This window comes from Providencia xihuensis (assembly GCF_041953405.1).
Taxonomy (GTDB): Bacteria; Pseudomonadota; Gammaproteobacteria; order Enterobacterales; family Enterobacteriaceae; genus Providencia; species Providencia vermicola.
The window spans coordinates 151483-176307 of sequence record NZ_CP169565.1 but is presented as its reverse complement, the minus strand read 5'-3'; the positions used below and the strand labels follow the sequence as shown (position 1 = coordinate 176307).

Genomic DNA, 24825 nt, shown 5'->3' with positions numbered 1-24825 from the left:
TATACCGTTAATTAGAAAAAAAAATCGTATTCAATGGCGTTAATGAAATCATATTCATTAATATATCTGGCACTTCATTTTGGAAATAAAGTAAAAATACAATAAACGCAATAGTCGACTTTATTGCTAATGACAATGAAAATGCATTCAACTGTGGGCAAAAACGGGAATATAACCCAAGAGCTACCTCGGTAATAAATAAGGTTACAATTATTGGAGCAGCTAAAATCACACCTTTAAGAACCATACTATTTAACCATTCCCCTAATGCTAAGCTATTAAAAGAGGAAAAGCCTTGTCCCAGTGGTAGTAAATGGTAGCTCTGAGCAAATATAGTTGAAAGTTGGTACATTCCCCCTTGAGATAAAAATACCATGCACACAATATAGCTCAAGAATACAGCCAGCTCTGAAGCTTCAGTCCCACTTGCTGGGTCAATAATACTACTGATCGTTTCACCTCGCTGCGTGTCAATCAATTCACCGATCACATTAGCAATCATGAAAGGTAGGCCTAAAATAAAAGCCAATGTTAAACCAACAACGATTTCAAATAAAAAAACTTCAGCTAACCCTGCTTGCTCCCCTTGAAGATCTACTCCCATAAAAAAAGGCCACAACCCCAAGGCAATATAAATCACGACACAATTTTTAATAATCCCGCCATTTAGCAGTTTATTGCTAAAAAAAGGCAAAAAAAACATAACAGGTGCAATTCTTAACCAAGCTAATGCTAACTTAATTAGTCCTTGCTGGAACAAAAAAAATAAATAGGATGCTAGCGAAACTAACTCTTGGCTCATTACAGTAGCCCTACCGCAGGGATCGCCATACGGATCGCCTCCGTGGCATAATTCATCACTTTATCGGCTAACCACCCTGAAATCATAAATAGTGAACCAAATACCGCCAATAATTTAATACCAAAAGGGAGAGTTTGTTCTTGAAGCTGAGTTACCGTTTGTATTAATCCCACTAATAACCCTACTACTGTCGCAACAATAACTGGGATCGCAGATAAGATAACAATTAATAACATCGCCTTATTACTAACATACACGATTTCGTCCATATCAATATTCCACGTCAATGCTGAGCTAATTCAATATATTGCATCACCAATCCTTTAGAAATTAATGTCCATCCATCGATAGCAACGAATAAAATTAATTTTACAGGGATAGAAATCGTCACTGGACTCATCATCATCATACCGAGTGCAAGCAAAATACTGGAGATGACTAAATCAATCACCACAAAAGGCAGGTAAATATAAAAACCAATTTCAAATGCGGATTTAATCTCACTGAGTGCATATGCGGGTAATAAAGAAAATAAAGTTGGAGGCGTACCATCCTCATGAATTTCTTCTTCGCTACGTCCCTGCTGTATTGACTCAAAAAAATTAACTAGCTGTGGTTCTGAATATTTCTGTAAATAGCTCTTATAGCGCCCCAGTCCATCATCAACAAAGTGATCTATGGACTCCACATTGCTAAAATCAACACTTTCTTGACGCATATAATTGTTCACATCTTGCAATACCGGCATCATAACAAAAATGGATAATAATAAAGCTATCGCATTTAATACCATGGTTGATGGTACCTGTTGTACGCCTATCGCATTACGCACCATAACTAATACAATCGATATTTTTAAATAACACGTACCTGCTGCAATAATAAAGGGGAGTAGTGTTGAAAATGCAATAAGTGCTAATAAAGGTATTTCTTGTGGAACCGTTGGCATATTATACCCTTTTATCACCGAGACTAATTATGCGGGTAATTTCTAAGCCTAATTCACTCTCATCATCTAAATAAATCAGTTCTCCTTCTGCCACTAATTGCTTATTGGCGTATATCTTTACCTCTCGTTCTTTATTTTCACCAATGGAAAATACTGAACCAAGTTGTATATTACCAAGCTCTGTAACAGGAATATCACTGTGGCCAAGTACAAACGTTAATTTAATACTCATATCTGCCATATTAAATGGACGTTCAATTTCATCTTGATAATCGTCCACCAATTGAATATTTTCACCATCTTCTGGAGACAATATTTCTTCAATCATAAATAAACCTTCTTCTTGTTTTTGAAACCGTGCAAATACACGTTCGCCAACCAACATATGTAGTTGTAATTGTTGAATACAAAGCGCATCACCTAACGCTAAAGTACGCAAGAGTGACAAGCTAATATGGCTGTATCCTAAAACCCAATCTGCCGATACTGAGACATTAGTGATGCCATTATCGGCTTGCTCTCGCACCGCTAGGCCATCAAATGGAGTACACAGCAGTACCTCACCGAGACAGGTTTCTTTTGCTGATAATCTGAATCCTTGAATATCATTACCATCAATGATTTCTACCGAAGAACATGTAAACTGCCCCTCAAAAAAATGTTGATGCTTGTTTTCAAACATAAAAACATTGCACAGCGTATCAACACTCAAGTTACCCCACGCGTAATGAACAAGTTCTGGCCAACGATGCTGACACCATTTTTCAATCTGAACTAATACGTTTACTCGCTGCAATTTATTCTGTAAACACACTCTAAAATAACGTTGTCCTGAGTGAGTGAGAGAATTAACCACATCAACGTGATATTGCTGCTGCCAAATTTTTAGTTGCTTTTCTTGCTGACCAACTCGTCGAATTTTCAACATACTTAATCGTCTTCTTGCTGATGCTGTTCCTGTTGTTGCCTATGCTGCTGGCCACGTTCTTGGTCTTGTCTGAAATAAATATTTTTCTCACCACTGAGTAAATACTTATTTTCTTGTAAGCTATGTTGCACTTCACGGCTCTGTGTTGTGGCAATAAAATCTGTTTTTGTCGCCAATTCAAAAGTCACAGACGGTGTATTTTTCCATTGATGGAAGGTATAAGTTAACGTTCGCGGCAAAGTCTCTTTAATGTGAGAATCCGCAATTGCAGCGCTATGACCTGCCCATTTATCTATCTGAGATGCCACAGAAGATGACTCACGTGCTACTGATGTTTGAGCCTGAGGTTGTACCGTGGTTCCAAGTTCCGTAGGCCCTAGACTATTTCGAGATATGTTAATGACATCAATATTTTCATTCTCTTGTAAAACGGACTGGTTTTTCTCACTTTTCGTCAAATCTTGTATGACGCGCTCTTGCATTATTGCAGAGCTTAATTTAGCGGTAGTATCGGACTGCGGATCTTTAACTGTAATTTCGGGTTGCATATTCACGTGAGCTTCCTGAGCAACTGTTTTTGAGTGTTCAATGCCCTGTTTACTTTCTTGCATACCCATTGCTAATCGCTCTGTTGCTGGATTTCCTCCCACTTGATGGCCTTCATTCTCTAATACCATCGATGGTTTCTTCGCGAAAAAATCACCTTTCGATTCTCTTTTCAATAACAGTGGGTTAACTATTATTTGCTCATCAACATAATGAATATCAGGCAGTTCAGATGAATTCCCTTTCTCTTTTGCCAATGACATCAATAACTGGTTCGGCTTCTGAACAATATTGTTATTTGGCGCTAATGGGATGCCACTCATATTGAGTAAAGGAATTTCATCATCTAACAATTCATAATCCCTTGATGTTTCTTGTTGGTTGCAGAGCTCTGTTTCATCACCTAGCTCCAAAAGAGTTTCTGTTTGAATTTCAGGTTCAACTACGCCGTTAAATAAATGCATGTCACAAGAAATAGCTAACGGTCCCTCCTGTAATATCGGCACTCCCTGCCCCGTGAAAGATGAGAGCTTTGAGTCATTATTCCCCCCCACTAAACGACCTTTATCTTCTGATTTAGCACCTGTATTTTGTTCAAAAACACTAGCGGCCTTCATCGCTAGTTTTTGATAAGAAGGTATATTTCTATTCGCTGCTGTTGGCTGGCGATAACGTTGTCCTGACTGGTCGCTTCTTACTGGTAATTCAGCGGCACTACCTATTGTTTTTTCATTGTGAAAAGGTTTAATGACGGACATGAACAAATAGCTCCTCTATTTCATGTTGTTGCTGACGCTCTAATTTTAAGCACTGTTCAGCTCGCTTCTGTTTGAGATATTTTTGGAATTTTTCACACTTTCGATGTAATGCTAGTGATTGCGCTTTTATTCGTTCAGCTAACTGCTGATATTTTTCGATTTGCGTCAATATGCTATCGCTTTGATACTCATATTGCGCAATCTCGGCCAATACCGCCGCTTTCAAACGCTGTCGTTCCCAAAACTCAACGGGTTTTAATTCTTGGGACTTTTCATACAAAACAACCTGCGCCGCTAAAATTTGAGTACGCTCTTTTATACTCAGCAAATTTTGTTGTAATTCACAGATAGCTGTATTCAGCCTTCCTTGCTCTTGCCGAGTTTTATCTAAACGGCGCTCAACTAGCAGCAATAAATTCTTTACACTCATATTGTTAACTGATGGAGCTGATTGAACACACTTTCAAAGTCACTCGATTCACCCATGCCTTGCTTTAAAAACTTTTCAATTTCAACTTGTTTGCTTAGCGCTCTATCGTTATCACTGTTTTCACCTTCTTTGTATTCCCCTAAATCCAAGTACAGTTGTAATTGTTGTAATGTGCCGAGCATTTCACGTACTTCAACAGCTGCTTTCGCCTGTTCTGGGGATACTACCTTCGAGAAAACACGGCTAATACTTTGTAAGATATCAATTGCTGGATAATGCCCACGTCCCGCCAATTTATGGCTAAGATAGATGTGACCATCGAGGATCGAACGAATTTCATCGCCAATCGGGTCTGCCTCCTCTTCACTTTCCAACAAAACAGTATAAAAAGCGGTGATAGCTCCATGCTTCACACGTCCAGGACGCTCTAATAACATCGGTAATTGTTCAAAAACAGAAGCAGGATAGCCTCGTCTTGCTGGCAATTCCCCCGTTGCTAACGCCACATCCCTTAACGCCCTTGCATAACGCGTCATTGAATCGACGTATAACAAAACATTGCGCCCCAGATCCCGATAATACTCAGCAATTGTGGTAGCTAATAATGCGGCATTACAGCGTTCAACTGGAGGGCTATCCGATGTGGCATACACCAAAATAGTCTGGGCGGCATGAGGAGAGCTTTTTAACTCTTCGATAAACTCAATAACCTCTCGACCACGTTCACCAATTAAAGCCACTACATGAATGTCAGCATGAGCATGGTTGATAATCATGTTCATCAATGACGTTTTTCCGCTACCCGCGGCGGCAAAAATACCAATGCGTTGTCCTAAACCACATGTTAGTAGCCCATCAATAGCACGAACCCCCGTGGTTAAAGGCTCATTGATAGGCCGCCGTTGTGTGACACTAATTGGCGGGTTATCAATACGTTGTAAGCGACTATTGAGACCTGTTTCTTCCCTAGAACTTTCAGCCAATTGACCAACTTGCTCACCTGATGCATCAAAAATTTTTCCTGCCAAAGACTCACTTACTGGAAATACAAAGGGGTAACCGCTAGGACGGATTACGACTTCGCGTGTTAAACCTTGTATTCGGCCAATCAAGCTCAATACCGTTAAACCTTCTTTAAAGCCCACCACTTGTGCTTTCGCAATGATCTCTGGATGAGAAATTGAGTGTTCAATGAAACAGATTTCACCAATGAATACCCCTTGCAAAGGCGCCTCAATCAAACAGCCGTGAATGCGCGCAGGATGCGCGCAGATATCAAAAATTTTCATCATCTATCAAGATAATTTAGGCTGAAAGTTGAATGCGCAATTCATTCGCACGTTCAAAGAATTCATCAAAACTATCTGAGAATACTGAGTTTTCATTTAATGCAGACTCTTTTAATACCGCAGATAAAATAAAATTATCATCCACCAAGTTTAATGCAGGTTGCCCTGGTTGAAAATTACGTGGTGCATATTCAACTATCGACTTTAATAATAAACTGCTTACTGATTCTAAGCGGCTATAATTACATGGAGTTAAAGCGCACCAAATAATAATATCATCTGAAGAAAGATCGATATTAATAGCAGGTGAATCATTCATCTCTAATTGGATATTAGTATGGCAGTCTAACTCTGGGTTAATTAAGTCACTACGTCCCTCTGTAGATAAATATTTATTTAATGATTCTATAAATCGATATTTCATATTTTACTCCTTATTAATTAAATTGTTTTAATCACATTCACTTTCACGGTTTCAGAGACTTCGTTGAAAGAAAGCACTTCTAATTCAGGAAATCGCCCTTCCAAAATTTTTTTCACAAAACGACGGATATCTACGGGTACTAGCATGTTGACGTCTCTAATCGACAAATAACTATTTTCTAGGGCCAATTCCGCCGCTTGAATTAATTGATTACTGGTTTCTGGTTCAAGGTGTAAATACACCCCCCCAGAAGATTGGCGGATCCCTTGACGAATGGTGTCTTCAAAATCTGAATTGACCATCAGGACATTGAGCCGCCCATCAACCGCAAATCGAGAAGAAATGTAGCGAGCCATTCCACTACGAATATGCTCCACCAACATCAGGCTATCTTTTTCTTTTGGTATCCATTGCACTAAATTTTCAATAATCAACTTCATATTCCGCACGGATATTTTTTCCATTAATAAACGTTGGAAAACTTCAGTGACTTTCTGCACCGTGGCATGTCGATAGCATTCTTTTAACAGTTCAGGGTATTTCTTATCGAGATCATCCAGTAAATTTTTTGTTTCTTGAATACCAAAAAACTCATTAATATGGCGTAGCATCAAGGTACTAATGCAATCAATCATTTCTGTTACATCATCACGGCTAAATAGGCCAAGTTGCTCAATCTTTTCTTTATCTCGCTCAGCAAACCAAAAACTTGTCGTACCATATTCATCGGTATATTCGGTCAACTCTATACCAAGATGAACTAATTCTTCTGTTTGTGTTAATAAACGATGGCCATGGAAGCAAATACTGTATTCACCAGCTTTGACTTCATTGATTAAAATGACGATTTTGTTCTCAGGTACAATAGGTGAATAATTAATCGCAATATCGGGTATCCGATATCCATAGCGAATAAACACATCCTTCTTCATTCTTGCTAGAAAATTATGCTTTTCTAAATGCGGCTTGTACTCTTGATTAACAGAAATAATAATTGGCAATGTTTCAGGAATATATTCTTCTGCAAGTTCCTGATTAGCGCGCTGAGTTTCCCCTTCTGTCACATCTGAGTTAACACTTTCCGTTTCTTGTAGATCTTGTTGTGGCTTTTTCTTGTAGCTTTTATAGTAACGTACAGAAAACAACCCAAATAACAGCGCCGAAAGGAATAAAAATATACTGGTTGGGAAGCCTGGTAAGAACCCCATGAATAACACAATTAATGCCGTAATTAATATCGTAAAATCATTAGCAAATAACTCAGAAACGATGTTTTCCCCTAGGTTTTTATCATTACCACCCACCCGAGTCACAATGAAACCTGCACTTATCGAGATTAATAGAGCAGGGATTTGAGCAACTAAACCATCACCTATCGTCAATAAGGAAAACGTATTCAACGCCGTTGATATATCCATCCCTTGTTGAGCTGCACCAACAGAAATGCCACCAATTAAATTGACAAAAATAATCACGATCCCTGCGATGGCATCCCCTTTAATGAATTTCATCGCACCATCAAACGAACCAAATAACTGACTTTCTTTCTCTAGATCACTACGTTTTTCTTTAACTGTAGCTTCATCTATCACACCAGCACGTAAGTCTGCGTCAATACTCATTTGTTTACCTGGCATCGCATCAAGAGAAAAGCGGGCAGCAACTTCGGCAATACGTTCAGAACCTTTAGTGATCACGATAAATTGCACAATCGTGACAATGGCAAAGACCACCATACCAACCACAAGATTATCTTGAATAACAAAATCACCAAACGTGGCAATAATATCACCTGCATCCGCCTCTAATAGAATTAAGCGGCTTGTACTAATTGATAAAGCTAATCTAAATAATGTACTAATTAATAAAATGGATGGAAACGACTGAAAATTAAGTACTCGAGTAATATAAAAAGAACTCATAAAAACAAGTACTGAAATCATAATATTCAGGCCTATTAATAAATCGACCAACACCGTTGGTAATGGGATAATTAACATAGCGATAACCATCACCATAATCACCAATACCATTAATTCAGGTCGCTGTCGGATCTGTAATAAAAACCCTGTTATATTTTTCATAGAATGATAAATTTCCTATTTATTTTTTTTCTGTTGTTCTTTAGCCACAATATTGCTCATATATTTTTTTAAAGATTCCAATAATTGTTCTCTCTCTTCCAATGATGGAAAAACCGCTACAGGGATCATTGAAAAAGCCAATAGTAATAACTGCAAAAATTGAGCACGTATTTCGGTATGAGCAATACGAAGTTCTTTATTAATAAAAGAAACTACTTTTTCTTCAAATATTGTTTGCCCGCGGATCCCGCTGGTAAAAACTTGGCTAAGCGATTTTTCCAATATAGGCTTATTTATATCAATATTATTTTGAAAACATGCTGATAAAAAAAATTGCTGACTAAATATATGGTCAAGTGATTGTAGTTCTCTTAGCCGTCCCACCCGAATAAAAAAATTACCAAATTCACTGACATTGACATCTCCCAGTGGCAAGGCCTGCAAATCACATGCCAATGCTCTAGCGAGATAGCGCATCATATTTTCACGTTCTTGAAACTCTAATTCTTCAACCCACTGTTCATATAAATAAACCACAGGGCCATCATAATTAATAAACTCACGATAAACAGCCCTCAGGTTCCCAGCACTTTGTTTTAGTTTTTCAGCAAATGCTTTCGCTAATAGAGCTACATTTGCACCAGCTTGAGCACTACGCGCATTTTCATCATTCAGAAGAGACTCATTTAATGTCTCGAGGTTGTTAATTTGCTCCTGCTTTAACTTTCTTCGATGAATTAATGTTGCTAGCGCCATTAATAAATCGCTTGGATCTGGGAAAAACTGCAATAATAATGCACGCAATTGCTGCGGTGTCATAAGCTGCTTATTTAGCAACCCCTCGATTCTCATCACTTTTTCATCTGCATCATTATCTAAAATGCGTTCAGAAAAACGAGTCCATTCTTCATCAGGTGCCTTTCGAGAGTTTCCTCGACGCACATGGCTCGCAGCTAGCATAGCCATTGATGCGTATTCACTACTACTATCAATGACACCTAAACCACGAGCAACCTCGTCGCTATCATCACTATTGCTCTTTGATGATGCACGGCTTTTATCCTGAGTGTTGGATAAAAACCGATTGCTGTAATTCATCGGCGTTATTGCCATGATTCACTCATATATTGCTGTAAAAACTGTACCGTGCCGTGCAATTGACTATCACGTTGAGTGATACGTGTTTTTTCTGAAAATTGCCGACCATCCCACGCTTCATTTTCATCCAATAAACGAGGCTGAATAAGGAATAGGCGAACCATTTTCTGCTGGTTAACTGAGGAACTACTAAATAACCCGCCAATCCAAGGAATATCCCCTAATCCAGGGATTTTGCTTTCATTTTCAATATATTGCTCACGAGTGTAACCACCTATCAGTAAACTACTGTCCTGCGCAATCCGTGCAACGGTATTAATACTTGTGCGATTAATAGACGGCAGCCCTTCAACGCTGGAAGCCTTGCCATCACTGCCATGGCTTTGTGCACCATCTTCAATATTCACTTCCATTTCAACTTGCTGACCCGCTGAAATACGAGGCATGACACTGATCATGGTGCCGTATGTCACTTGCTCTAACGTCGCAATACGCTCACCTTGTAATTTGGCGTAAAAACTGGTGTTGTTATCAAATAATGCGGGGATATTTTCTTGGGTTAGTAAAACGGGGCGAGACACAATACGTCCATCTCCCTTTTTACTTAACGCATCTATCTGTAATAGAAAGTCTTGGCTATTGGATAATGTGCTGCGGTTAAAGGCTATCGCCCCTCGACCCGCTTTATATGATCCTACTTCCCAACTCACGCCTAAATTATCTAACTCAGAACGAGTGATATCGATAATCCATAATGAGAGTTCAACTTGGCGGCGACGTACATCTAGTGTACGAACAAGCTGTTTTACATAGTTAATTTGCTCTTGGCTGCCCTTAACAATTAAGCTATTACTATCTGGATGAGCCACCAATGAAAGCGCATTTTTACCCGAAGAGCGGTTAACAATAACCTGCTTTTTTTCCTGCCTTTCTTCCCCTATTGGCGCATCCATCAGTTCATCAATTGAATCCCCAGATACATTAAGTTTTACAGGCTGGATGTTAACGGTTTCATCTACCGTATTGCCACTATCTTTAAGCAACGTACTAATAACTGTCAGCATGCCAGGCACCGTCATACTCTGACCGCGGGATGAATATGTCCGGTCGGTGACAGAGGCATGTTTCAATGAAATAACAGCAACTTCACTGCTTGTTGACTCTTCTTGAGTTAGTTGTTTCTCAAGATACAATGTAGCCGCTTTAATAAGCTCAACATACAGAGGGGGCCCTGAAATAAAGAGCAAGTTATCAGCACCTTGGGAACGTACAGGAAAACGTTCATCATAAATTCCATTACGCTGAATATAATTAAGTACCTGCCCGCTGCTGACTTTATGGGTTGGCACAAGCACACTACGCATTTCACTATTATCGTAAACATAGATACTGGCGCCATCGTCATACCATACCAATGCAATACGACGAGTTAAGGCTTTGAACATTTCGTCAGCATTGGCAAGATTAAAATTACCCGTGACTTTTTTCTGTGCGGCTAATTTGCTTAAAATAATCGGCTTATTTAATTGCTCCGCGACAGCCTCAAAAACTTTACCGACGGCAATATTATTCGCCACGAACGTATCATTGCTCTTTTCTTGTGCCATCGGCTCTGCAATGAAGGTTTCAGATTGAGCCGAATGAACATTGACACTCAACAAAAGGAGTGCAATAAATATTGCTCCTTTTCTTTTACTGCTCATATAAATTTGCTCCAAGGCGCCTAATCTCTGAAGGAGTTAGTCCCAACTCTTTCTTAAGATCATTAGTGAAATGAGAGGCTGAGCAGTAGCCTGCTTCTAGTCCCACATCCAAAATTGAGCCTTCACTTTCAATTAATTGCAAAATCGCGTTTGCCATACGAACACTCATTATTTTTCGTTTCGCTGTTTTATTAAAGTTTTCTCTATAAAGTTGCCTAAAATAAGAAGCAGATACACCATAGCGAGCACAAAGCTGATTGATATTGGCATTTTTATCATTTTGCGCAGCAGAAAGAATAAAACGCATCATGCCGTAAGCTTCGTATTTACGTAATGTATTACACCAAATTTCAAACTCTGGTTGCTCTCGAATAACTAAATCGATAACAACATTTTTAATAGATATCTCTGTAAAAAACGCTTCATCTAATGGAATAAATTCTTGAGTTATTTCATCATTTAAATAAAGCTTATCTTTTTTTGAAAGAAAAGATTGCTTCATTGCAGTATCAATAACAGCAAGGATTTCAATTAGCTCAGACAATTCTATTGAATAAATTTCCCAGTCAGGATTCGCTGATTTATCCAACGCGTCATCATTAGCGATAAATATAGCGTTTTTTTCGAATTGAATATTTAATTTTGAATATGGAGATTTATAACTAAAAGCCGCTCCCTCTGCAAAATTAACTGCCAGAAATAATTTATCCTGTAAAGAAAAATAGAGATTTCCATTTTCTAATAATGCAGCAATATCTTTCTTTGACATTATATAAGCCCTATCTATTGGTTGATTTTAGAGCAGATTGCAGGACACCTTCCCAAAATACAAAGGAATAAAATGGAATACTTCATACCCTATTCACCCTACTATAGGTGCAAATGAGTAAGATTTATTCAGCTGACTGCTCGATATTTATTCTGTTTAATGCGCTTGACTTATTTTTATCGAGATAACATGCATGACAGATATGAACAATCGAACCTATATTATGAGAATCGCCAATGGGGAAATGCGCGATCAGGAAATAATAATAACGTTAGATGCTAACCTTATTATTATCGGTGAAGAAAATAATTATAGAACGAATATTTCTGATGAAGGATTTACCATTTATTCAATACCGAGTCATCAAGAACCTTTTACGTTTTCAATTATTTCCTATGAAGGCCAAATCGCCATTGACCTTCATACTCAAGATCAAAGCAAAATTATCCCTATTAATTTGCATGAAACGGTACTGGAAGATTTATTCCCTTTTGCAATTAAACATATTGATACTCCTTGGGCTATCTCACCTGTTGAAGGGTCATCCTCAGATATTGCTATTAAACCAGAAAAGCGAGCGAATAAATTTAAAAAATCGCCATACCATCCAAAAATGCTCGCGGGTATATCATTAATCATTATTATATTCATCAGTTGTCTATTTATTCCATACAATTCCGAGATGGCAAAGGATAAAAAAATACAATCAATTGAGGATGTTATTAGTGGCAACCACCACCCTGCAGTAATCACTGATGACGGTAAAAATGGGGTATTAATCTTAGTAAAAACACAGCGGGACTTTGACTGGAGCATGCAACGCTTATTAAAATCAAAGTATCGTAGACATTTTAAGATTGAAAAAATTCACAACCTTGAAATTGAAATAGAGAATAAGATCTCAGATATTATCCCTAAATTATTAAAAATAGATATAGATGACCCTTGTCACCCTATTATTAAAATAATAGAAAAAAACATTTCAAAAAAAGAAGAAGATATTATTGATAAAATATTTTTAAAATATTTCCAATGCTATCAAAAAAGTGAATTTAGAATAAAAAAACTAGACGAATTAATAAAAAATGCCGAACTAGGATTAACAGAAAGTAATGTTAAATGGAATAAAATCACCGAAAACAACAAAACTATTTTTGGTATAAATGGCAGTCTAAATGATAAGCAAATCATATCATTAATTAGTTTCGTAAATTCATTCTATCAGCAATGGGGGGAACAGCAAATTCAGTTCTCTATCTCATTAGAAAATGATGAGTTAGCAGGAAAATCTTTTATCAAAAACACCAATGGTTATATTTTATTAGGCAATAACCATTGGTTATTTAATTCAAAAACTCTTTAACATAAATCAATAAGGAAAATTATATGCCAGCTCCGGGTATAGGTGAACAAAAAGATACTAATGGTAATATGGTAAGTACAGGGGAATGGGTTAACTCTGACTTAGAGGTAGGAGATGCAGCAGATAGTAAATGGGGAATGATGTATCGCGCTTCTGCAGGTCTTAGTGCACGCACTAAGGAGATCGGAGATCAGCTAAAGAAGATGATTGATAACCCAAATGTTGAGGTCGATAACCCTTTAGTACTCGGTAAAATTACCGCATTAAGTGGTAACTATAATATGGCGAGACAATTACAAAGTAACGTCATGAAATCAATTAAAGACGCTGCTCAAGCGATTATTCGTAACGTTTAATTTTTGAATAAAAGCACCTATTACAATGGTGCTCTTATTTTTATAGGATATAATTTATGGTCACTCCAGTATCTCTTTCTAGCCCATCTAATATTACTGATGATGTTACTACACCAATATCTATTGGCTCATTTGAGGATAAAGTAAAAAATTTATTTGCCGAATATACTGCTGCGGTTGGTAATGAAAAAGCCAATCTAATAAACAAAGCCAATAATGTGGATGTCAGTAATCCCGCTCAGCTCATTGAAATACAGAATCAAGTTGGTAATTATAATTTAGCCATGAGTATGATTAGCACACTCACCCATAAAAGTGTCTCTGCTATTGATACAGTGTTAAAAGCGCAATAATCATGAATATTTTAAAAAAACTGTTATTAATTAGTTTTATCAGTTTATTACTGGGTTGTGACAATCAATTACTACTCAGTAACTTAAGTCAACGACAAAGTAATGAAGTTCTTGCTGTACTGCAAGAACATGGTATTGAAGCCAACCGTAAACATGATAATAAAAGTGGGGATTCTATCCGTGTTTCCCCAGAAAATTTTGTTCTAGCAGTCGACTTACTGCGCCAGTACAACTTACCGTCAAAAGACCCCGTTGAAATCATTCAAGCTTTTCCAGGGGATTCACTGGTTGCTTCACCACAGGCTGAACGGACTCGATTACTTTCCTTGATTGAGCAACGCCTTGAACAGTCATTGCTTTCTATTCCTAATGTCGTCAATGCAAGGGTTCATGTGAGCTATCCATTAAATGGTAATGGCGCTGTTAAACAAGTACAAAAAATATCTAGCTTGGTGACCTATTCAGGGAGTGAAGACCCGAAAATGATGATGAATAAAATCAAACTATTTTTAAATAATAGTTTTGCAGAAACGACGTACGATAACGTTTCTGTCGTCATTGTCAGCCGACCACCATTACAGTACCAAATAAAATCACCTTCAGAAGACGCTACTCATCCAATAATACTTAGCGCAATTATTAGTCTAGCTATTCTCTTATTTTGTGTATTGGCCTGTGTTTTGAAATACCGCAATAATAAAAAAACACCAGTAATGGAAATGGAGAATGCACTCAATGCAGATGCTAAGTAAATTACTCATTGAGCAAGGAGATATCTTTCTTGCTCCTGGTAACTATTTTCATCCCGAGTTTAATGGATTGATTTACATCCAATTAGCACCATTATTGCAAAAGCAGCATAACCAAAAGCTTATTGAACAATATGACTTACAGATGCCAAGCACTCAAACCCGCTTATTACCCAAAGCGTTATCAGTACATTGGAAGAAACTGCCGATTGTTGCTGTTCATTTAGGTGCTTTATTACAAGTTCAATCAGAGTTTTTTTTTGGAAAACCACCTAATAGCAAAATGTTACAGCACTATTTTCTTCAACCATTAAACCCAATTGAAGTGTTAAACAATAATACAGAAAGTAAATTAATTGCATCAGGTGCAGCACAAATTTTGCTGTGCCTAGCCCCTTTCGGCCACGCCTATGTTCAGCGTGCAAAATATATGTTTAGTCAGCAAGTTCAGCAAATGATCCCTAATTGTCACCAGGCAATATTACCTTGGAATATTATTGAAAAAACTTGCCATTATCTCAGTGAAAGTACAAAAAATGAAACAACTATCGCCAGTTAAAGACACAGCTCAAGAAAAAGTGCTGATCAAAAAGCGCCCATTGAATGCATCTAAATACCAAAAAACAGTCATTGAATACGCCCAAAAAAAGGCCAATGACCTCTATCAGCAGGCGGTAACAGAAAAAACAGAAATTTATCAAATTGCTTATCAGCAAGGGTATAACGACGGTATAAAACAATTATTAGCCGATTTTCTTATCTGTATAGATAAAAGTGAAGATGCCTTTCAGAACCAAGTTAAACAAAGTTCAGAGCGACTTGAAGCATTACTTGTAAATTTTTTTAGTGACATGCGAATCAAAGAAATTGTTGCACACTACTTTCTTTTGCAACAAGAAAAAACACGTCATCACCAGATACACTTGCCTGCAAATATGCAGCACATTTTTAGTGACCAATATCCAGAGCTTACAATTGAGAGTAATAGCTCTAGCGACACCATCGCACTAGAGTTCAATAATGAAATTTGTTATTTCTCGCCAAACATTGCAGCAAAGAACACATTGCCACAAATTTTTTCGGTCTCCAGCCGCTGCCAATTATTAAAAGAGCACAAGGCTAACTATCAAAAATTCATTGAATTACTCAGTACTCACCGAGGCAAACATGAACCTACCGATCAATAACCGACCATTATTTACATCAAGTGTGACTTTATCATCAACACAAACCATTCAACAAAAAATGGCATCCTCATCTCACACAATCAACGCTTCCACTTCGACAAAAAAACCGAGTGAGAATATTCAAATGTCTCCAGAGGAAAAAATAAAAATTGATACTTTCATTCGGCAATTAGAACAAAAAAACAGCGATAAAGATTTCTTCAGTTACGTTTTTAACACCATGATACATTTAAAAAAACAAGAAAAAGAAAGTTTCATAGCAGGTACGTTACAAGCGCTAAAACTACGAGCTGATGAAACGCCTTCTTCACTCTATGAACGATTCAATAAAACACTAAAACGTTATATGTCCATCAGCCTGATGAGTAGCCCGCTATCAACACAACTTAATCGTAATATTGGGCAGATAAAACTAGAATCTGATGATGACGATACTGATATTGACTATATTTAAATGTGGGAATACCCACTTTAGCTAAGTGGGTATTCCCATAATTATTAATAATTTTCAATCATGCGTTTTAATATATAGCCAAGCAATCATTATTACCTCTTAAAAAATAAAAAATACAAATTTATTTATGATATAAATTCACACCATAAATGATTTAAATTCACACCTTCATTACACTTTACCTCAATATAAAAAAACGACTTAATTTTTTTAATTTATTATCAATCATCGTTTCTTTATATTGATGCATATATTATCGCCAGTTAGGATAGATATCACTTATTACTAATTTATCATTTATGGGAAAACCTATGATTAACCTTAATGACAAGCAAATAGAGCAAACAGTCTTATTATCTGAACAAGTCGTTTATGACTCGCTAAAAAGAACCCTATCACGAGGGAAAACATTAACGAATCTTACGGAAAATGAATCCTGTTTATTGAAAATTTTACTTACTAAGACAAGTAACAAGAGAGAAGTTATGTATGAAATCTGGGAAAAAAGAGGAACTATTGTGACTGAAAGCAGCTATTACAAATTGGTTAGGCAACTACGTCAATCATTTAAAAAAGTTGAATTAGATGAAAATCTTATTATGACATTACCAAGAATTGGTATTTTATATACTGGCGAAAAATCAGAGATACCTGTTTTATCTAAGCATAAGCCACGAAATACATTATATGCATATATTAAATGCTTCTTTCAGAAAGTCTTTATCCGTTAATTTCAATAAGTTGAGTTATTATCATGTCAATCATTAGAACGCTAAAAAAAATATATAAACCTTTATTTTCTCTATTATTTATTAGCACATTACTCGGTTGTAGCTATTTTCCTAAAGTTCTTCAAATTTCTTCAAGCCATCAACTACAGGGTGTTATTTACTCACCATCAATCATTCCTGATAACTCTGAGATAACCATATCTATTAGCCCAATAGATACTTCACTATCACCAACAGAGAATTTATTAAACTATCAACTACGTTCTAAAGGTGCGAATAAAACCATCAATTTTGAAATTAACTTACCCGAAAAAGTTGCTAACAGCACGGCGAAGTTAGGTATTAGTATTCGAATTGAGAAAAACAGTGAACTCATCATGATGAATAATAAAATAACAAAGTTACCTGATGATTTATCAGAAAAAATCACACTGACAGTTACAAAAATAAAATAACCATATAAATTATAATGTAATTTTAATTTCTCGACGATTTCATAAAAAAACAAGGTTATTAATTAAATACTCTATCAAATGAAATAATAAATTAATCATCACTCTATTAATATTGCATTAGCGGAAAGGAATCCTTAGGCCTTTCCATTGAAATATACCTTAAGCATACTCTTTATTTATTCTATTCGGAGCTATTTAATGAAAACCGAGTCACGGGATTCTATTCCCAAAAACTATAAAATAATAACTTGGTTAAATATTATTACCCAAATTAGTTTTCCATTGATGTGCACCTTCACCCCCATTATGGAACTGGAAATCTAAAAACTCATTTAAAATTCGGTGATAAATCAGCAACAAACAAACTAGAGTTTCACTGGGAAGGGATGAACCGCGACCCATATAAACCCAGTATTTAAACAATAATTCGATTTAACCACTCAGCCAGTTGCTAAACCCAACTGGCTTTTTTTATATCATCTCACGTCATTTTCCCTTCACATATCAAAGGAAAATCCGTTACCGAACTTTCTACCGCCCTCTTTGCCAAGCTTTCTAAAGAGGCAAATAATTGCTGCGCTTCACCTTCAGATAAACCAGTAGCTAAGTAATCATTCCACTTATCTAATTTATCATTTAATTCACCCACAATAGTGTGACCACGCGGTGTCAGCGAGATGTGGTAAGCCCGTTTATCGGTTTGACTATGGGTTTTTACTATCCAATTTTTTGCCAAAAACTTACTCACCCCCCGAGTTGTCACTGACTTATCCACCACCATCGCCTTCGAAATTTGTTCGAGTGTCGAAGCATCATATTGATGAATATGCAAAATCATCAAACATTCAATAGCATTGAGCCCATAAGGCTCCCCCATCCATTTCATATAATGATGAGCCGCTCGGCTGATCACCCCAAACACCCTTGCCTGTTCTGTACGCATAAATCCCTCTTTAGTTGATTTTATCAACTAATTAGTCGATAATCACACTGCCTTTAGTTGATTTTATCAACTATTAAACCTTTTAACACGCCAAACTCACCGATAATCTATGCCACATAATACAAATCTACTGCTTCGCTTAGGGTTTAATCCAATACGCTTTCGTTTTGCCTTTATTACCGCTTGTGCTTCTATCGCTGCACTTTTTATTGCTCAATATTTGGGATTAGTTCATCCACAATGGGCAGCCATGACGGTCTGGGCTTCAGCACAACCTTGGCGGGAAAATTTACTCGAAAAAAGTTGGTGGCGTTTTGCGGGCACCGTCATTGGTGTACTAGCTGGGGTGATATTAATTCAACTGCATCTCATTAACCCGTTGTTATTTATTGTGGGATTAGCCATATGGTTAGGCGCGTGTAGTGGCATCGGTCAGCTACAAAAAGGCTTCGTCGCCTATGGCACCTTTTTGGCGGGTTACTCTGCGGTCATGGTCAGTATGTTGAGTGTCCATAGCACCGATGGGTTATTTATGGTTGCTTGGGACAGGTTATGGACAATTCTTGTCGGGGTACTTTCAGCGGTCGTATTCAATTTTTTGTTTACCCCAAAACGTGAACAAGAGCCCGTCATTGCCCTTAAAAATCAAGTCGATACGCAGTTTTATTCAATTTTGCATCAAGCTTTGGAACAAAAAAGCCCGATAAAGCAACAGGATATTGACCAACTTTGGCAAGCAATGACGAGCTATGAAGACATTTTAGAAGCGAACCGTATTGGCTGGCGCTACCACCGCAAACAAGTCGCCAAAGCTCGGCAGAAGCTTATTTTTCAAAGCCAGATATTGCTACATTTAGAACAATTCCAATCGATGCCACCTTTCTATTTTCCATCGCAAGAGCCTACGGATAGACAATGGAAACATCTTTTGTCTTTGTGCCCAACTGGCGTACTAAAAATGCTCTTAATCCCTCTTTATTATGCGGCTCTCGGAAAATCAACCAAACGCCCGAGTCAGCATGACAAGCTAAAACTCCATCAAAATAAAATTTCTGCTTGGCATGCTTTTACACGTTCTTTTATCGCCATTATAGCGGTTGGCTTTTTATGGTTATGGACACAATGGCAAGCCTTGGCCTACTTAACACTGGGGCTATCAGTCATGCTCGCCTTGTTTGCCTCCATTGATTACCCTGCAAGGTTTATGAAATACATCTTTACGGGGCAATTTTTTGGTGCGATTGCCGCATTAATTTGCACTTGGTATTTATGGCCTTTCGCCTCATCATCATGGCAAATGGCATTGTTGATCATTCCAGTCATCATTAGTGGCGTTGTGATTTATTCACACAATAAATTAGCCCTAATCGCATTTGACTACATTATGGTTTCACTGATATTGCTACAACCCAGCTATCCTTTTTCCCTTTCACTGGCGCAAAATGTGGGCAATGCCATTGCGGTAGTCTCTGGCCCATTAATTGCCATGGCGGCTTTTGCCTGGATTTTCCCCACCAATCCTAAAAAACGTTACCAGCAATTAATTTATCTTTCAGAACAGCAATTTAAGCAAGGAATCACCACACTAATTCAAGGGAACAAGCCGTCGAATACCCAGATGATGCACCGTTTATTGAGCGGCTTATTACTTGCAGGTAAAAATGGGCAACCTTATGAATCAACACTGGAGTTTTTTGCATCTCGACATGGTATTTGGATAAATCTGTTTATTTTACAGAAACAGTTTGCGCATCAAGAGTCGAAGATGAGAGTGCTTAAAGTGCTTGAAAAACGCATTCAACAAAGCAGATTAGAAGCAACAAAAATGGCTGCGATTTTTCGGTTTCTACAGCGTAATGAAATAAGACAACAAGCACTTTTTCAATTAAAAAAGCATTTGAAAAACAATTAGGCAAAAGAGGGATTAAACGGCATTTTTGCCTAACAAACACCCCGCTATTTTTCTAGCGATAATTTTTACCAAAGTCCTTCTGACTCTAAACCTAAAGGGACAATATCAAAAGCACCTGTCGCATATATATAAATCGCACTTTTATCTGTGATCCGCATTTTTAAGGCTGGGTAATAGAAAATCAACAGCTTTAGTAATAAAGCGATATTGTTTAGACATAAATGATTTTCACCTTTATTTAAGAGAGTAAAATTGTCATCCCTTAATTTTGAAACGCGCTATCTCATGTATAAATGAAAAAGGTGTTGAATGAAAAATTTATCAATTAATACAACCTTAAAAAATACAGTCAGCGATAGCTTCTTATTTTCTATCAAAAAAAGAGCCACCTAAATAGGTGGCTCTCAGACTGCTGACAAACCGATGAGGTTTGACTGCAGGTTGGATAGGTTTTGAATATTAATAAGGAAAATCAATTTATTGATTTTCGGCTGATAACACAAAGCAGGAAAAACCACGTTTTTATCCTGCTTTGTCAACAGCCTCAGAGCCACCTAAATAGGTGGCTCTGTCATTACCGTTAATCACTGTTACTTATAATTATGTTTAATTTCTTGTGAAATAACGAGGCCACGTTTCGCTTCTTTTTCTGCTATCTCAACAGACAAACCTATATAAGAACGTGGATCTAACATCGCTTTAATTTCATCATTGCTAAAAGCAGCGGATATCACACTGTTTTTGGTGAGGTTAGTATAGAAATCCTCGCCATCTGCTGCAGTCTTAATCGCTTCTTCGTATAGCAGCTCATGGGCTTTATCTTTCCCTAGTTTTTCTGCCATTTTCATCATTACGTATTCGGTGTTATCTAACCCTTTATTTCTCAATACGTTATGCAGCATTCTATCTTCATGAGGAACGAGAGTTCTTGAAAGCTCTTCGGTTCTTAATAAGATTTCTGTCGTTAACTCTAACGCTTCTTCAATTAAGCCATCGAATAACATATAAGAACTGCTGTCACCTTCATAAGGACGTACCGCTGAGTACATCCCTACACTTGGCAAAGAATACAGTTTCTGTGAATTTGCAATAATACCTTTTGCTAATTTCGGGTTAATCTTGTGTGGCATCGTACTACTGCCCACAGTACCCTTCGTAAATCCTTCAGAAACCTCAGCAATTTCCTCCAATGTGGTGCTGTAAACTTCTTCACCAATCTTATGGCAGATATTCGCCATCAGCGCTAAATTCGCCATATATTCTAGTTTATGGGTGCTTAGGTTTCTCGATGGCACTTCCATAGCATGCATACCTGTTAGCTCAGCGACGCGTTTTTGCACTTCTAAACCGATACCTGGCATCGAGTTAAAAGCACCAACCGCCCCCCCCATCATGATGGTGAATACACGCTTTTCGCACTCTTTCATGCGCTGATAACAATCAATAAAATCGCTTATCCACACCGACACTTTATAGCCATAAGTAATCGGGATCGCATGGCGTCCATGGGTTCTGCCTGGCATTACCATATGCTTAGTTCTTTCTGCCAAACCAGAAAGGTTTTCAATGATTTCACTCAGCAACAACATAAACTTATTGTGTACCGTTTTCATCATATACAGTTGGGAACTCTGCTGGATATTCTGTGTGGTAATACCGTAGTGGATATATTTTCCACTCTCTTCTGAACAAGCATTCACTAATACTTTCAGAAAAGGCACGAAGCCATGGCCGATTTTTTGATAAATACGGCTCATTTCTTCAAAATCAATATTTTCAATAATCGCCTTTTCTTTAATTTCATCAGCTGCGGATTGGGGAATAAACCCCTGCTCCGCTTGCGCTTGAGCCAACATAGATTCAAACATTAACCAAGTTGTATATTTTGCTTCATCAGATAAAAGCGCTTTAATACCTCGATCATCAATTGTTTTACTTTTAGAATCGTATAATGCTCTCATTTCGTATCCCTTCTTTATTTCTTCATTGCTTCATCAACAGCATTGCGAACGAATTCAACCTTCGGCCCATAAACGACATGGACATGGTTTGCCGATGGAAAGAAGAATGCGGTACATCCTGATTCCAACATTAAATCTTTATCAATTTGATTCACTTCGCCAACATCAATCCGCATACGAGTAATACAGTTATCTACATTACGAATATTTTGTTTTCCACCTAACGCTTGGATTAAAATTTCTGCAATTTCACCATAACGTTTTTCTTTAATTAAGGTATTTTTCAGGTTGCTGGATTCTTCACGGCCTGGCGTTTTAATATCAAATTTGATAATCGCCCAGTAGAAAATAAAGTAAGTGACCACGGCTAAACAGCTACCAATGATGACTAAGAATATCCAGTTTGTATGCTCGTATAACAATCCAAATATCGTGAAGTCGAATACCGTTCCACGAATATAACCAATAGCAACACCCGCGAAAGAAAGTAACACTGCACCGATACCCACGATAATCGCGTAAATGAGATACAACAGTGGTGCAATAAATACGAAGGTAAATTCGAGCGGTTCTGTCACGTTCCCCAGCATCGCGGTCAATACCATTGTCACCAACATCGACTTCACTTCTGCACGGTTTTCTTTCTTCGATGTTCTGTAAATTGCCAGCGCAATCGCAGGGAATAAGAACAGTGTTACTAACATTTGCTGTTGCGCCATAAAGCGAGTCAAACTTGGCATCATCGCCCAATATTCGCTGTTAGGACCTTGTTTGAATAACACTTCAGTTAACGCAGGGACAACACCCACAAAAGTTTGTCCATCAATAACATAGGTACCACCCGCTTCAGTGAAACGGAACAACACGTTCCAGACATGGTGTAAGCCAAACGGTATGAATAAACGTTCACCACCTGCCGTAAAGAATGGGCCGACAGGGCTCAAGAATACAGCAGATAACTTCATTAATCCTTGGACTAAGACTTCCCAGATAAACGGTAATAACGCACCAACCATGATCATTAAACCAATCATGATAATGGATACCGATTTTTTCCCCGAGAAGAAGGCAAACGCGGTAGGAAGCTCAAGGTTATAGAACTTGTCAGTCGCCCAAGAGGCAATTAAACCCGTAATGATCCCCCCTGCCGCACTGATATTCAGGGTTTGTATGCCAAGAACTTTAATCTGCCCCACTTGGCTCATAATCGCTGCATCAGCGAGCTTGCCGGTGAGCACCAACCAAATATTCATGGTAATGATCAAGGATAAGTAACCAACTACCGACGCAAAGACGGCAATCCCCTTATCTCTCTGGCTCATCCCATAAGCGACCCCCATCGCAAACAGCAATGGGATATTATCGAAAATCACCCCTGCAATAGAACGAATGCTAACTAATAGAGCGTTAACTGTTTCATTTCCGAGGAAAGGAAAGCGTGCAATCATATACGTTTGCACTAACGCACCACTGATACCCAATATCATACCGATAGGTGCAAGCACACCAATCGGAAGGAGTAATGTTCTCCCAAAGCGTTGGATAGATTCACCAAACTTTCTTCTGGCCATACTTTTTCCTTATGACTTCTATTATTAGAATTAAAGGCATACTAGCTTGGGGGTTTTATAAAAGAAATGATGTCCCGGTTTTAAAAATTATCTTAGGTCATAAATTATGACCTAAGTCATTTTGAAACGGCATTATTGTTAAAAATAACAATAAAAAGGCGGTAATATAGGAAGAGTAGGTTAAGAAATTCGCCTAAAGTAGGTTTTCTAACTCATTGATAAGTAAATCAACTAAAATAAAAAAACCAATACGGGACTTGGTATCATCCCTTTTAGTATCGTAACTGTCTGCAAAACAAAAAAGCGTGTTATCGGTATAACTGGTTAATTCATTCGTATTGAATGCTGTCATACTAATGATATTTGCGCCTTTCAATTGGACAATTTTGGCAGTCTCAATAATCTTTTTTGTTCCGCCAGAAAGTGAAATAAATATCACCGTATCATCTTTGCTGACGAGTCGAGTGAAAGAATCAGACAAATTGTAGTCATTAATAAAAAAACAGTGCAGACCTAATGCAAAGAGTAAGTGCTCAAGATAATACCCTACGGCCTTACTGGTACCCCTCGCAACAATAAAAATATTTCGCGATTTATGTAAAATATTCGCACAGTCATTAATTTGATCTTCATTAATCAGCGTAAAACTTTTATTAATGTTTTTCTCGAGTTGTTTTTTGTAGGACGCGGGCGTGACTTTTTCAGTTTTATTTTTGGACAGAATATAATTATTAATTTGAAATTTAAGCTCTTTAAAACCACTGAAGCCTAATTTCTGCGATAAGTTAATAATGACTGTTTTCGACACATAGGTTTTTGCGACTAACTCATTGATATTTAAGTAGGGTATATCGGCAATATTATCGTTCAGATATTTTAATACCTTTTTTTCACTGAGCGTTAAATTATCGTAATTTTTTAAAAATTCCAACATATCCCACCTGACCAATTTTGCCGAAAAATCCCATTGTACTGAAGGGGCCAACAACCTGATGACGATTAATAATGAT

The 24825-nt window shown here is 37.5% G+C and carries 26 protein-coding genes; 10 read left to right on the top strand and 16 right to left on the bottom strand.

Annotated elements, in window-relative coordinates; genetic code table 11:
• Positions 1–7: 7 nt before the first annotated feature.
• From sctT to ACE2AL_RS00735, 12 genes are read right to left on the bottom strand one after another with little or no spacing between them, the layout of a single operon-like run.
• Positions 8–802 carry a type III secretion system export apparatus subunit SctT gene (gene sctT, locus ACE2AL_RS00790; RefSeq protein WP_375083833.1) on the bottom strand — a complete coding sequence of 265 codons (795 nt, stop codon included), beginning with the start codon at positions 800–802 and terminating at the stop codon, positions 8–10.
• Entirely contained in the window at positions 802–1071 is a 270-nt protein-coding gene (sctS, locus tag ACE2AL_RS00785) for a type III secretion system export apparatus subunit SctS (RefSeq protein WP_206085133.1), read from the bottom strand. Before sctS ends, sctT begins: the two co-directional genes overlap by 1 nt.
• Positions 1072–1085: 14 nt before the next feature.
• Entirely contained in the window at positions 1086–1751 is a 666-nt protein-coding gene (locus tag ACE2AL_RS00780; RefSeq protein WP_206085134.1) for an EscR/YscR/HrcR family type III secretion system export apparatus protein, read from the bottom strand.
• Between the two features lies 1 nt (position 1752).
• Complete coding sequence (locus ACE2AL_RS00775; protein ID WP_375083832.1) at positions 1753–2679, bottom strand: FliM/FliN family flagellar motor switch protein; 927 nt, start codon at positions 2677–2679, stop codon at positions 1753–1755.
• Between the two features lie 2 nt (positions 2680–2681).
• Complete coding sequence (locus ACE2AL_RS00770) at positions 2682–3983, bottom strand: hypothetical protein (RefSeq protein WP_375083831.1); 1302 nt, start codon at positions 3981–3983, stop codon at positions 2682–2684.
• On the bottom strand, positions 3970–4413 hold the full coding sequence (locus ACE2AL_RS00765) for a hypothetical protein (protein ID WP_349422542.1): 444 nt from the start codon (positions 4411–4413) through the stop codon (positions 3970–3972). Before ACE2AL_RS00765 ends, ACE2AL_RS00770 begins: the two co-directional genes overlap by 14 nt.
• Positions 4410–5702 (bottom strand): type III secretion system ATPase SctN, encoded by a 1293-nt coding sequence (gene sctN / locus ACE2AL_RS00760; protein ID WP_272538881.1) that lies wholly within the window; start codon positions 5700–5702, stop codon positions 4410–4412. Before sctN ends, ACE2AL_RS00765 begins: the two co-directional genes overlap by 4 nt.
• 16 nt (positions 5703–5718) lie before the next feature.
• A complete protein-coding gene (locus ACE2AL_RS00755; RefSeq protein WP_272538880.1) occupies positions 5719–6126 on the bottom strand; it encodes a type III secretion system protein in 408 nt (135 codons plus the stop codon).
• A gap of 17 nt (positions 6127–6143) precedes the next feature.
• Positions 6144–8210, bottom strand: a complete 2067-nt coding sequence (locus ACE2AL_RS00750) for an EscV/YscV/HrcV family type III secretion system export apparatus protein (protein ID WP_272538879.1) — start codon at positions 8208–8210, stop codon at positions 6144–6146.
• A 15-nt stretch (positions 8211–8225) separates the two neighbouring features.
• Complete coding sequence (gene sctW / locus ACE2AL_RS00745; RefSeq protein ID WP_272538878.1) at positions 8226–9323, bottom strand: type III secretion system gatekeeper subunit SctW; 1098 nt, start codon at positions 9321–9323, stop codon at positions 8226–8228.
• The gene (gene sctC / locus ACE2AL_RS00740) at positions 9314–11011 is read right to left on the bottom strand and encodes a type III secretion system outer membrane ring subunit SctC (RefSeq protein WP_375083830.1); all 1698 of its coding nucleotides are present in this window, start codon (positions 11009–11011) and stop codon (positions 9314–9316) included. The genes sctW and sctC overlap by 10 nt, the downstream gene beginning before the upstream one ends.
• Positions 11001–11780, bottom strand: a complete 780-nt coding sequence (locus tag ACE2AL_RS00735; protein ID WP_272573811.1) for a helix-turn-helix domain-containing protein — start codon at positions 11778–11780, stop codon at positions 11001–11003. The genes sctC and ACE2AL_RS00735 overlap by 11 nt, the downstream gene beginning before the upstream one ends.
• Positions 11781–11973: 193 nt before the next feature.
• Between ACE2AL_RS00735 and ACE2AL_RS00730 the strand changes: the two genes are divergently transcribed.
• The 9 genes from ACE2AL_RS00730 (at position 11974) to ACE2AL_RS00690 (ending at position 17428) form a co-directional block, all read left to right on the top strand.
• Positions 11974–13143 (top strand): PrgH/EprH family type III secretion apparatus protein, encoded by a 1170-nt coding sequence (locus ACE2AL_RS00730; RefSeq protein ID WP_375083829.1) that lies wholly within the window; start codon positions 11974–11976, stop codon positions 13141–13143.
• Positions 13144–13211: 68 nt separating this feature from the next.
• Positions 13212–13499 carry an EscF/YscF/HrpA family type III secretion system needle major subunit gene (locus ACE2AL_RS00725; protein ID WP_375084291.1) on the top strand — a complete coding sequence of 96 codons (288 nt, stop codon included), beginning with the start codon at positions 13212–13214 and terminating at the stop codon, positions 13497–13499.
• A 56-nt stretch (positions 13500–13555) separates the two neighbouring features.
• Complete coding sequence (sctI, locus tag ACE2AL_RS00720) at positions 13556–13852, top strand: type III secretion system inner rod subunit SctI (protein ID WP_272538873.1); 297 nt, start codon at positions 13556–13558, stop codon at positions 13850–13852.
• 2 nt (positions 13853–13854) lie between these two features.
• Positions 13855–14604: a type III secretion system inner membrane ring lipoprotein SctJ gene (sctJ, locus tag ACE2AL_RS00715; RefSeq protein ID WP_353167338.1), complete on the top strand. Its 750-nt coding sequence runs from the start codon at positions 13855–13857 to the stop codon at positions 14602–14604.
• On the top strand, positions 14579–15160 hold the full coding sequence (locus ACE2AL_RS00710; protein ID WP_375083828.1) for a hypothetical protein: 582 nt from the start codon (positions 14579–14581) through the stop codon (positions 15158–15160). Before sctJ ends, ACE2AL_RS00710 begins: the two co-directional genes overlap by 26 nt.
• On the top strand, positions 15138–15788 hold the full coding sequence (locus ACE2AL_RS00705; protein WP_272538870.1) for a hypothetical protein: 651 nt from the start codon (positions 15138–15140) through the stop codon (positions 15786–15788). The genes ACE2AL_RS00710 and ACE2AL_RS00705 overlap by 23 nt, the downstream gene beginning before the upstream one ends.
• On the top strand, positions 15769–16242 hold the full coding sequence (locus ACE2AL_RS00700) for a hypothetical protein (RefSeq protein ID WP_272538869.1): 474 nt from the start codon (positions 15769–15771) through the stop codon (positions 16240–16242). The genes ACE2AL_RS00705 and ACE2AL_RS00700 overlap by 20 nt, the downstream gene beginning before the upstream one ends.
• A gap of 311 nt (positions 16243–16553) precedes the next feature.
• Positions 16554–16973 carry a hypothetical protein gene (locus ACE2AL_RS00695; RefSeq protein WP_206085150.1) on the top strand — a complete coding sequence of 140 codons (420 nt, stop codon included), beginning with the start codon at positions 16554–16556 and terminating at the stop codon, positions 16971–16973.
• Between the two features lie 23 nt (positions 16974–16996).
• Positions 16997–17428 (top strand): hypothetical protein, encoded by a 432-nt coding sequence (locus ACE2AL_RS00690; protein WP_375083827.1) that lies wholly within the window; start codon positions 16997–16999, stop codon positions 17426–17428.
• 481 nt (positions 17429–17909) lie between these two features.
• Here ACE2AL_RS00690 and ACE2AL_RS00685 read toward each other — a convergent pair whose 3' ends face one another.
• Positions 17910–18371: a MarR family winged helix-turn-helix transcriptional regulator gene (locus ACE2AL_RS00685; RefSeq protein ID WP_272538867.1), complete on the bottom strand. Its 462-nt coding sequence runs from the start codon at positions 18369–18371 to the stop codon at positions 17910–17912.
• A gap of 109 nt (positions 18372–18480) precedes the next feature.
• Between ACE2AL_RS00685 and ACE2AL_RS00680 the strand changes: the two genes are divergently transcribed.
• Positions 18481–20283 (top strand): FUSC family protein, encoded by a 1803-nt coding sequence (locus ACE2AL_RS00680; RefSeq protein ID WP_206085153.1) that lies wholly within the window; start codon positions 18481–18483, stop codon positions 20281–20283.
• Between the two features lie 590 nt (positions 20284–20873).
• On the opposite strand, the gene ACE2AL_RS00675 is transcribed toward ACE2AL_RS00680, so the two are convergent.
• The 3 genes from ACE2AL_RS00675 to ACE2AL_RS00665 form a co-directional block, all read right to left on the bottom strand.
• Entirely contained in the window at positions 20874–22244 is a 1371-nt protein-coding gene (locus tag ACE2AL_RS00675) for an adenylosuccinate lyase family protein (RefSeq protein ID WP_272538866.1), read from the bottom strand.
• A 14-nt stretch (positions 22245–22258) separates the two neighbouring features.
• Positions 22259–23815: a PTS transporter subunit EIIC gene (locus ACE2AL_RS00670; protein ID WP_219245279.1), complete on the bottom strand. Its 1557-nt coding sequence runs from the start codon at positions 23813–23815 to the stop codon at positions 22259–22261.
• A gap of 193 nt (positions 23816–24008) precedes the next feature.
• Positions 24009–24749 carry a MurR/RpiR family transcriptional regulator gene (locus tag ACE2AL_RS00665; RefSeq protein WP_206085156.1) on the bottom strand — a complete coding sequence of 247 codons (741 nt, stop codon included), beginning with the start codon at positions 24747–24749 and terminating at the stop codon, positions 24009–24011.
• Between the last annotated feature and the right edge of the window lie 76 nt (positions 24750–24825).

Excerpts from the sequence above, each read along its gene's own strand:
- sctT (WP_375083833.1), bottom strand. The coding sequence starts at position 802 with ATGAGCCAAGAGTTAGTTTCGCTAGCATCCTATTTATTTTTTTTGTTC.
- sctS (WP_206085133.1), bottom strand. The coding sequence starts at position 1,071 with ATGGACGAAATCGTGTATGTTAGTAATAAGGCGATGTTATTAATTGTT.
- ACE2AL_RS00780 (WP_206085134.1), bottom strand. The coding sequence starts at position 1,751 with ATGCCAACGGTTCCACAAGAAATACCTTTATTAGCACTTATTGCATTT.
- ACE2AL_RS00775 (WP_375083832.1), bottom strand. The coding sequence starts at position 2,679 with ATGTTGAAAATTCGACGAGTTGGTCAGCAAGAAAAGCAACTAAAAATT.
- ACE2AL_RS00770 (WP_375083831.1), bottom strand. The coding sequence starts at position 3,983 with ATGTCCGTCATTAAACCTTTTCACAATGAAAAAACAATAGGTAGTGCC.
- ACE2AL_RS00765 (WP_349422542.1), bottom strand. The coding sequence starts at position 4,413 with ATGAGTGTAAAGAATTTATTGCTGCTAGTTGAGCGCCGTTTAGATAAA.
- sctN (WP_272538881.1), bottom strand. The coding sequence starts at position 5,702 with ATGAAAATTTTTGATATCTGCGCGCATCCTGCGCGCATTCACGGCTGT.
- ACE2AL_RS00755 (WP_272538880.1), bottom strand. The coding sequence starts at position 6,126 with ATGAAATATCGATTTATAGAATCATTAAATAAATATTTATCTACAGAG.
- ACE2AL_RS00750 (WP_272538879.1), bottom strand. The coding sequence starts at position 8,210 with ATGAAAAATATAACAGGGTTTTTATTACAGATCCGACAGCGACCTGAA.
- sctW (WP_272538878.1), bottom strand. The coding sequence starts at position 9,323 with ATGGCAATAACGCCGATGAATTACAGCAATCGGTTTTTATCCAACACT.
- sctC (WP_375083830.1), bottom strand. The coding sequence starts at position 11,011 with ATGAGCAGTAAAAGAAAAGGAGCAATATTTATTGCACTCCTTTTGTTG.
- ACE2AL_RS00735 (WP_272573811.1), bottom strand. The coding sequence starts at position 11,780 with ATGTCAAAGAAAGATATTGCTGCATTATTAGAAAATGGAAATCTCTAT.
- ACE2AL_RS00730 (WP_375083829.1), top strand. The coding sequence starts at position 11,974 with ATGACAGATATGAACAATCGAACCTATATTATGAGAATCGCCAATGGG.
- ACE2AL_RS00725 (WP_375084291.1), top strand. The coding sequence starts at position 13,212 with ATGGTAAGTACAGGGGAATGGGTTAACTCTGACTTAGAGGTAGGAGAT.
- sctI (WP_272538873.1), top strand. The coding sequence starts at position 13,556 with ATGGTCACTCCAGTATCTCTTTCTAGCCCATCTAATATTACTGATGAT.
- sctJ (WP_353167338.1), top strand. The coding sequence starts at position 13,855 with ATGAATATTTTAAAAAAACTGTTATTAATTAGTTTTATCAGTTTATTA.
- ACE2AL_RS00710 (WP_375083828.1), top strand. The coding sequence starts at position 14,579 with ATGCACTCAATGCAGATGCTAAGTAAATTACTCATTGAGCAAGGAGAT.
- ACE2AL_RS00705 (WP_272538870.1), top strand. The coding sequence starts at position 15,138 with ATGAAACAACTATCGCCAGTTAAAGACACAGCTCAAGAAAAAGTGCTG.
- ACE2AL_RS00700 (WP_272538869.1), top strand. The coding sequence starts at position 15,769 with ATGAACCTACCGATCAATAACCGACCATTATTTACATCAAGTGTGACT.
- ACE2AL_RS00695 (WP_206085150.1), top strand. The coding sequence starts at position 16,554 with ATGATTAACCTTAATGACAAGCAAATAGAGCAAACAGTCTTATTATCT.
- ACE2AL_RS00690 (WP_375083827.1), top strand. The coding sequence starts at position 16,997 with ATGTCAATCATTAGAACGCTAAAAAAAATATATAAACCTTTATTTTCT.
- ACE2AL_RS00685 (WP_272538867.1), bottom strand. The coding sequence starts at position 18,371 with ATGCGTACAGAACAGGCAAGGGTGTTTGGGGTGATCAGCCGAGCGGCT.
- ACE2AL_RS00680 (WP_206085153.1), top strand. The coding sequence starts at position 18,481 with ATGCCACATAATACAAATCTACTGCTTCGCTTAGGGTTTAATCCAATA.
- ACE2AL_RS00675 (WP_272538866.1), bottom strand. The coding sequence starts at position 22,244 with ATGAGAGCATTATACGATTCTAAAAGTAAAACAATTGATGATCGAGGT.
- ACE2AL_RS00670 (WP_219245279.1), bottom strand. The coding sequence starts at position 23,815 with ATGGCCAGAAGAAAGTTTGGTGAATCTATCCAACGCTTTGGGAGAACA.
- ACE2AL_RS00665 (WP_206085156.1), bottom strand. The coding sequence starts at position 24,749 with ATGTTGGAATTTTTAAAAAATTACGATAATTTAACGCTCAGTGAAAAA.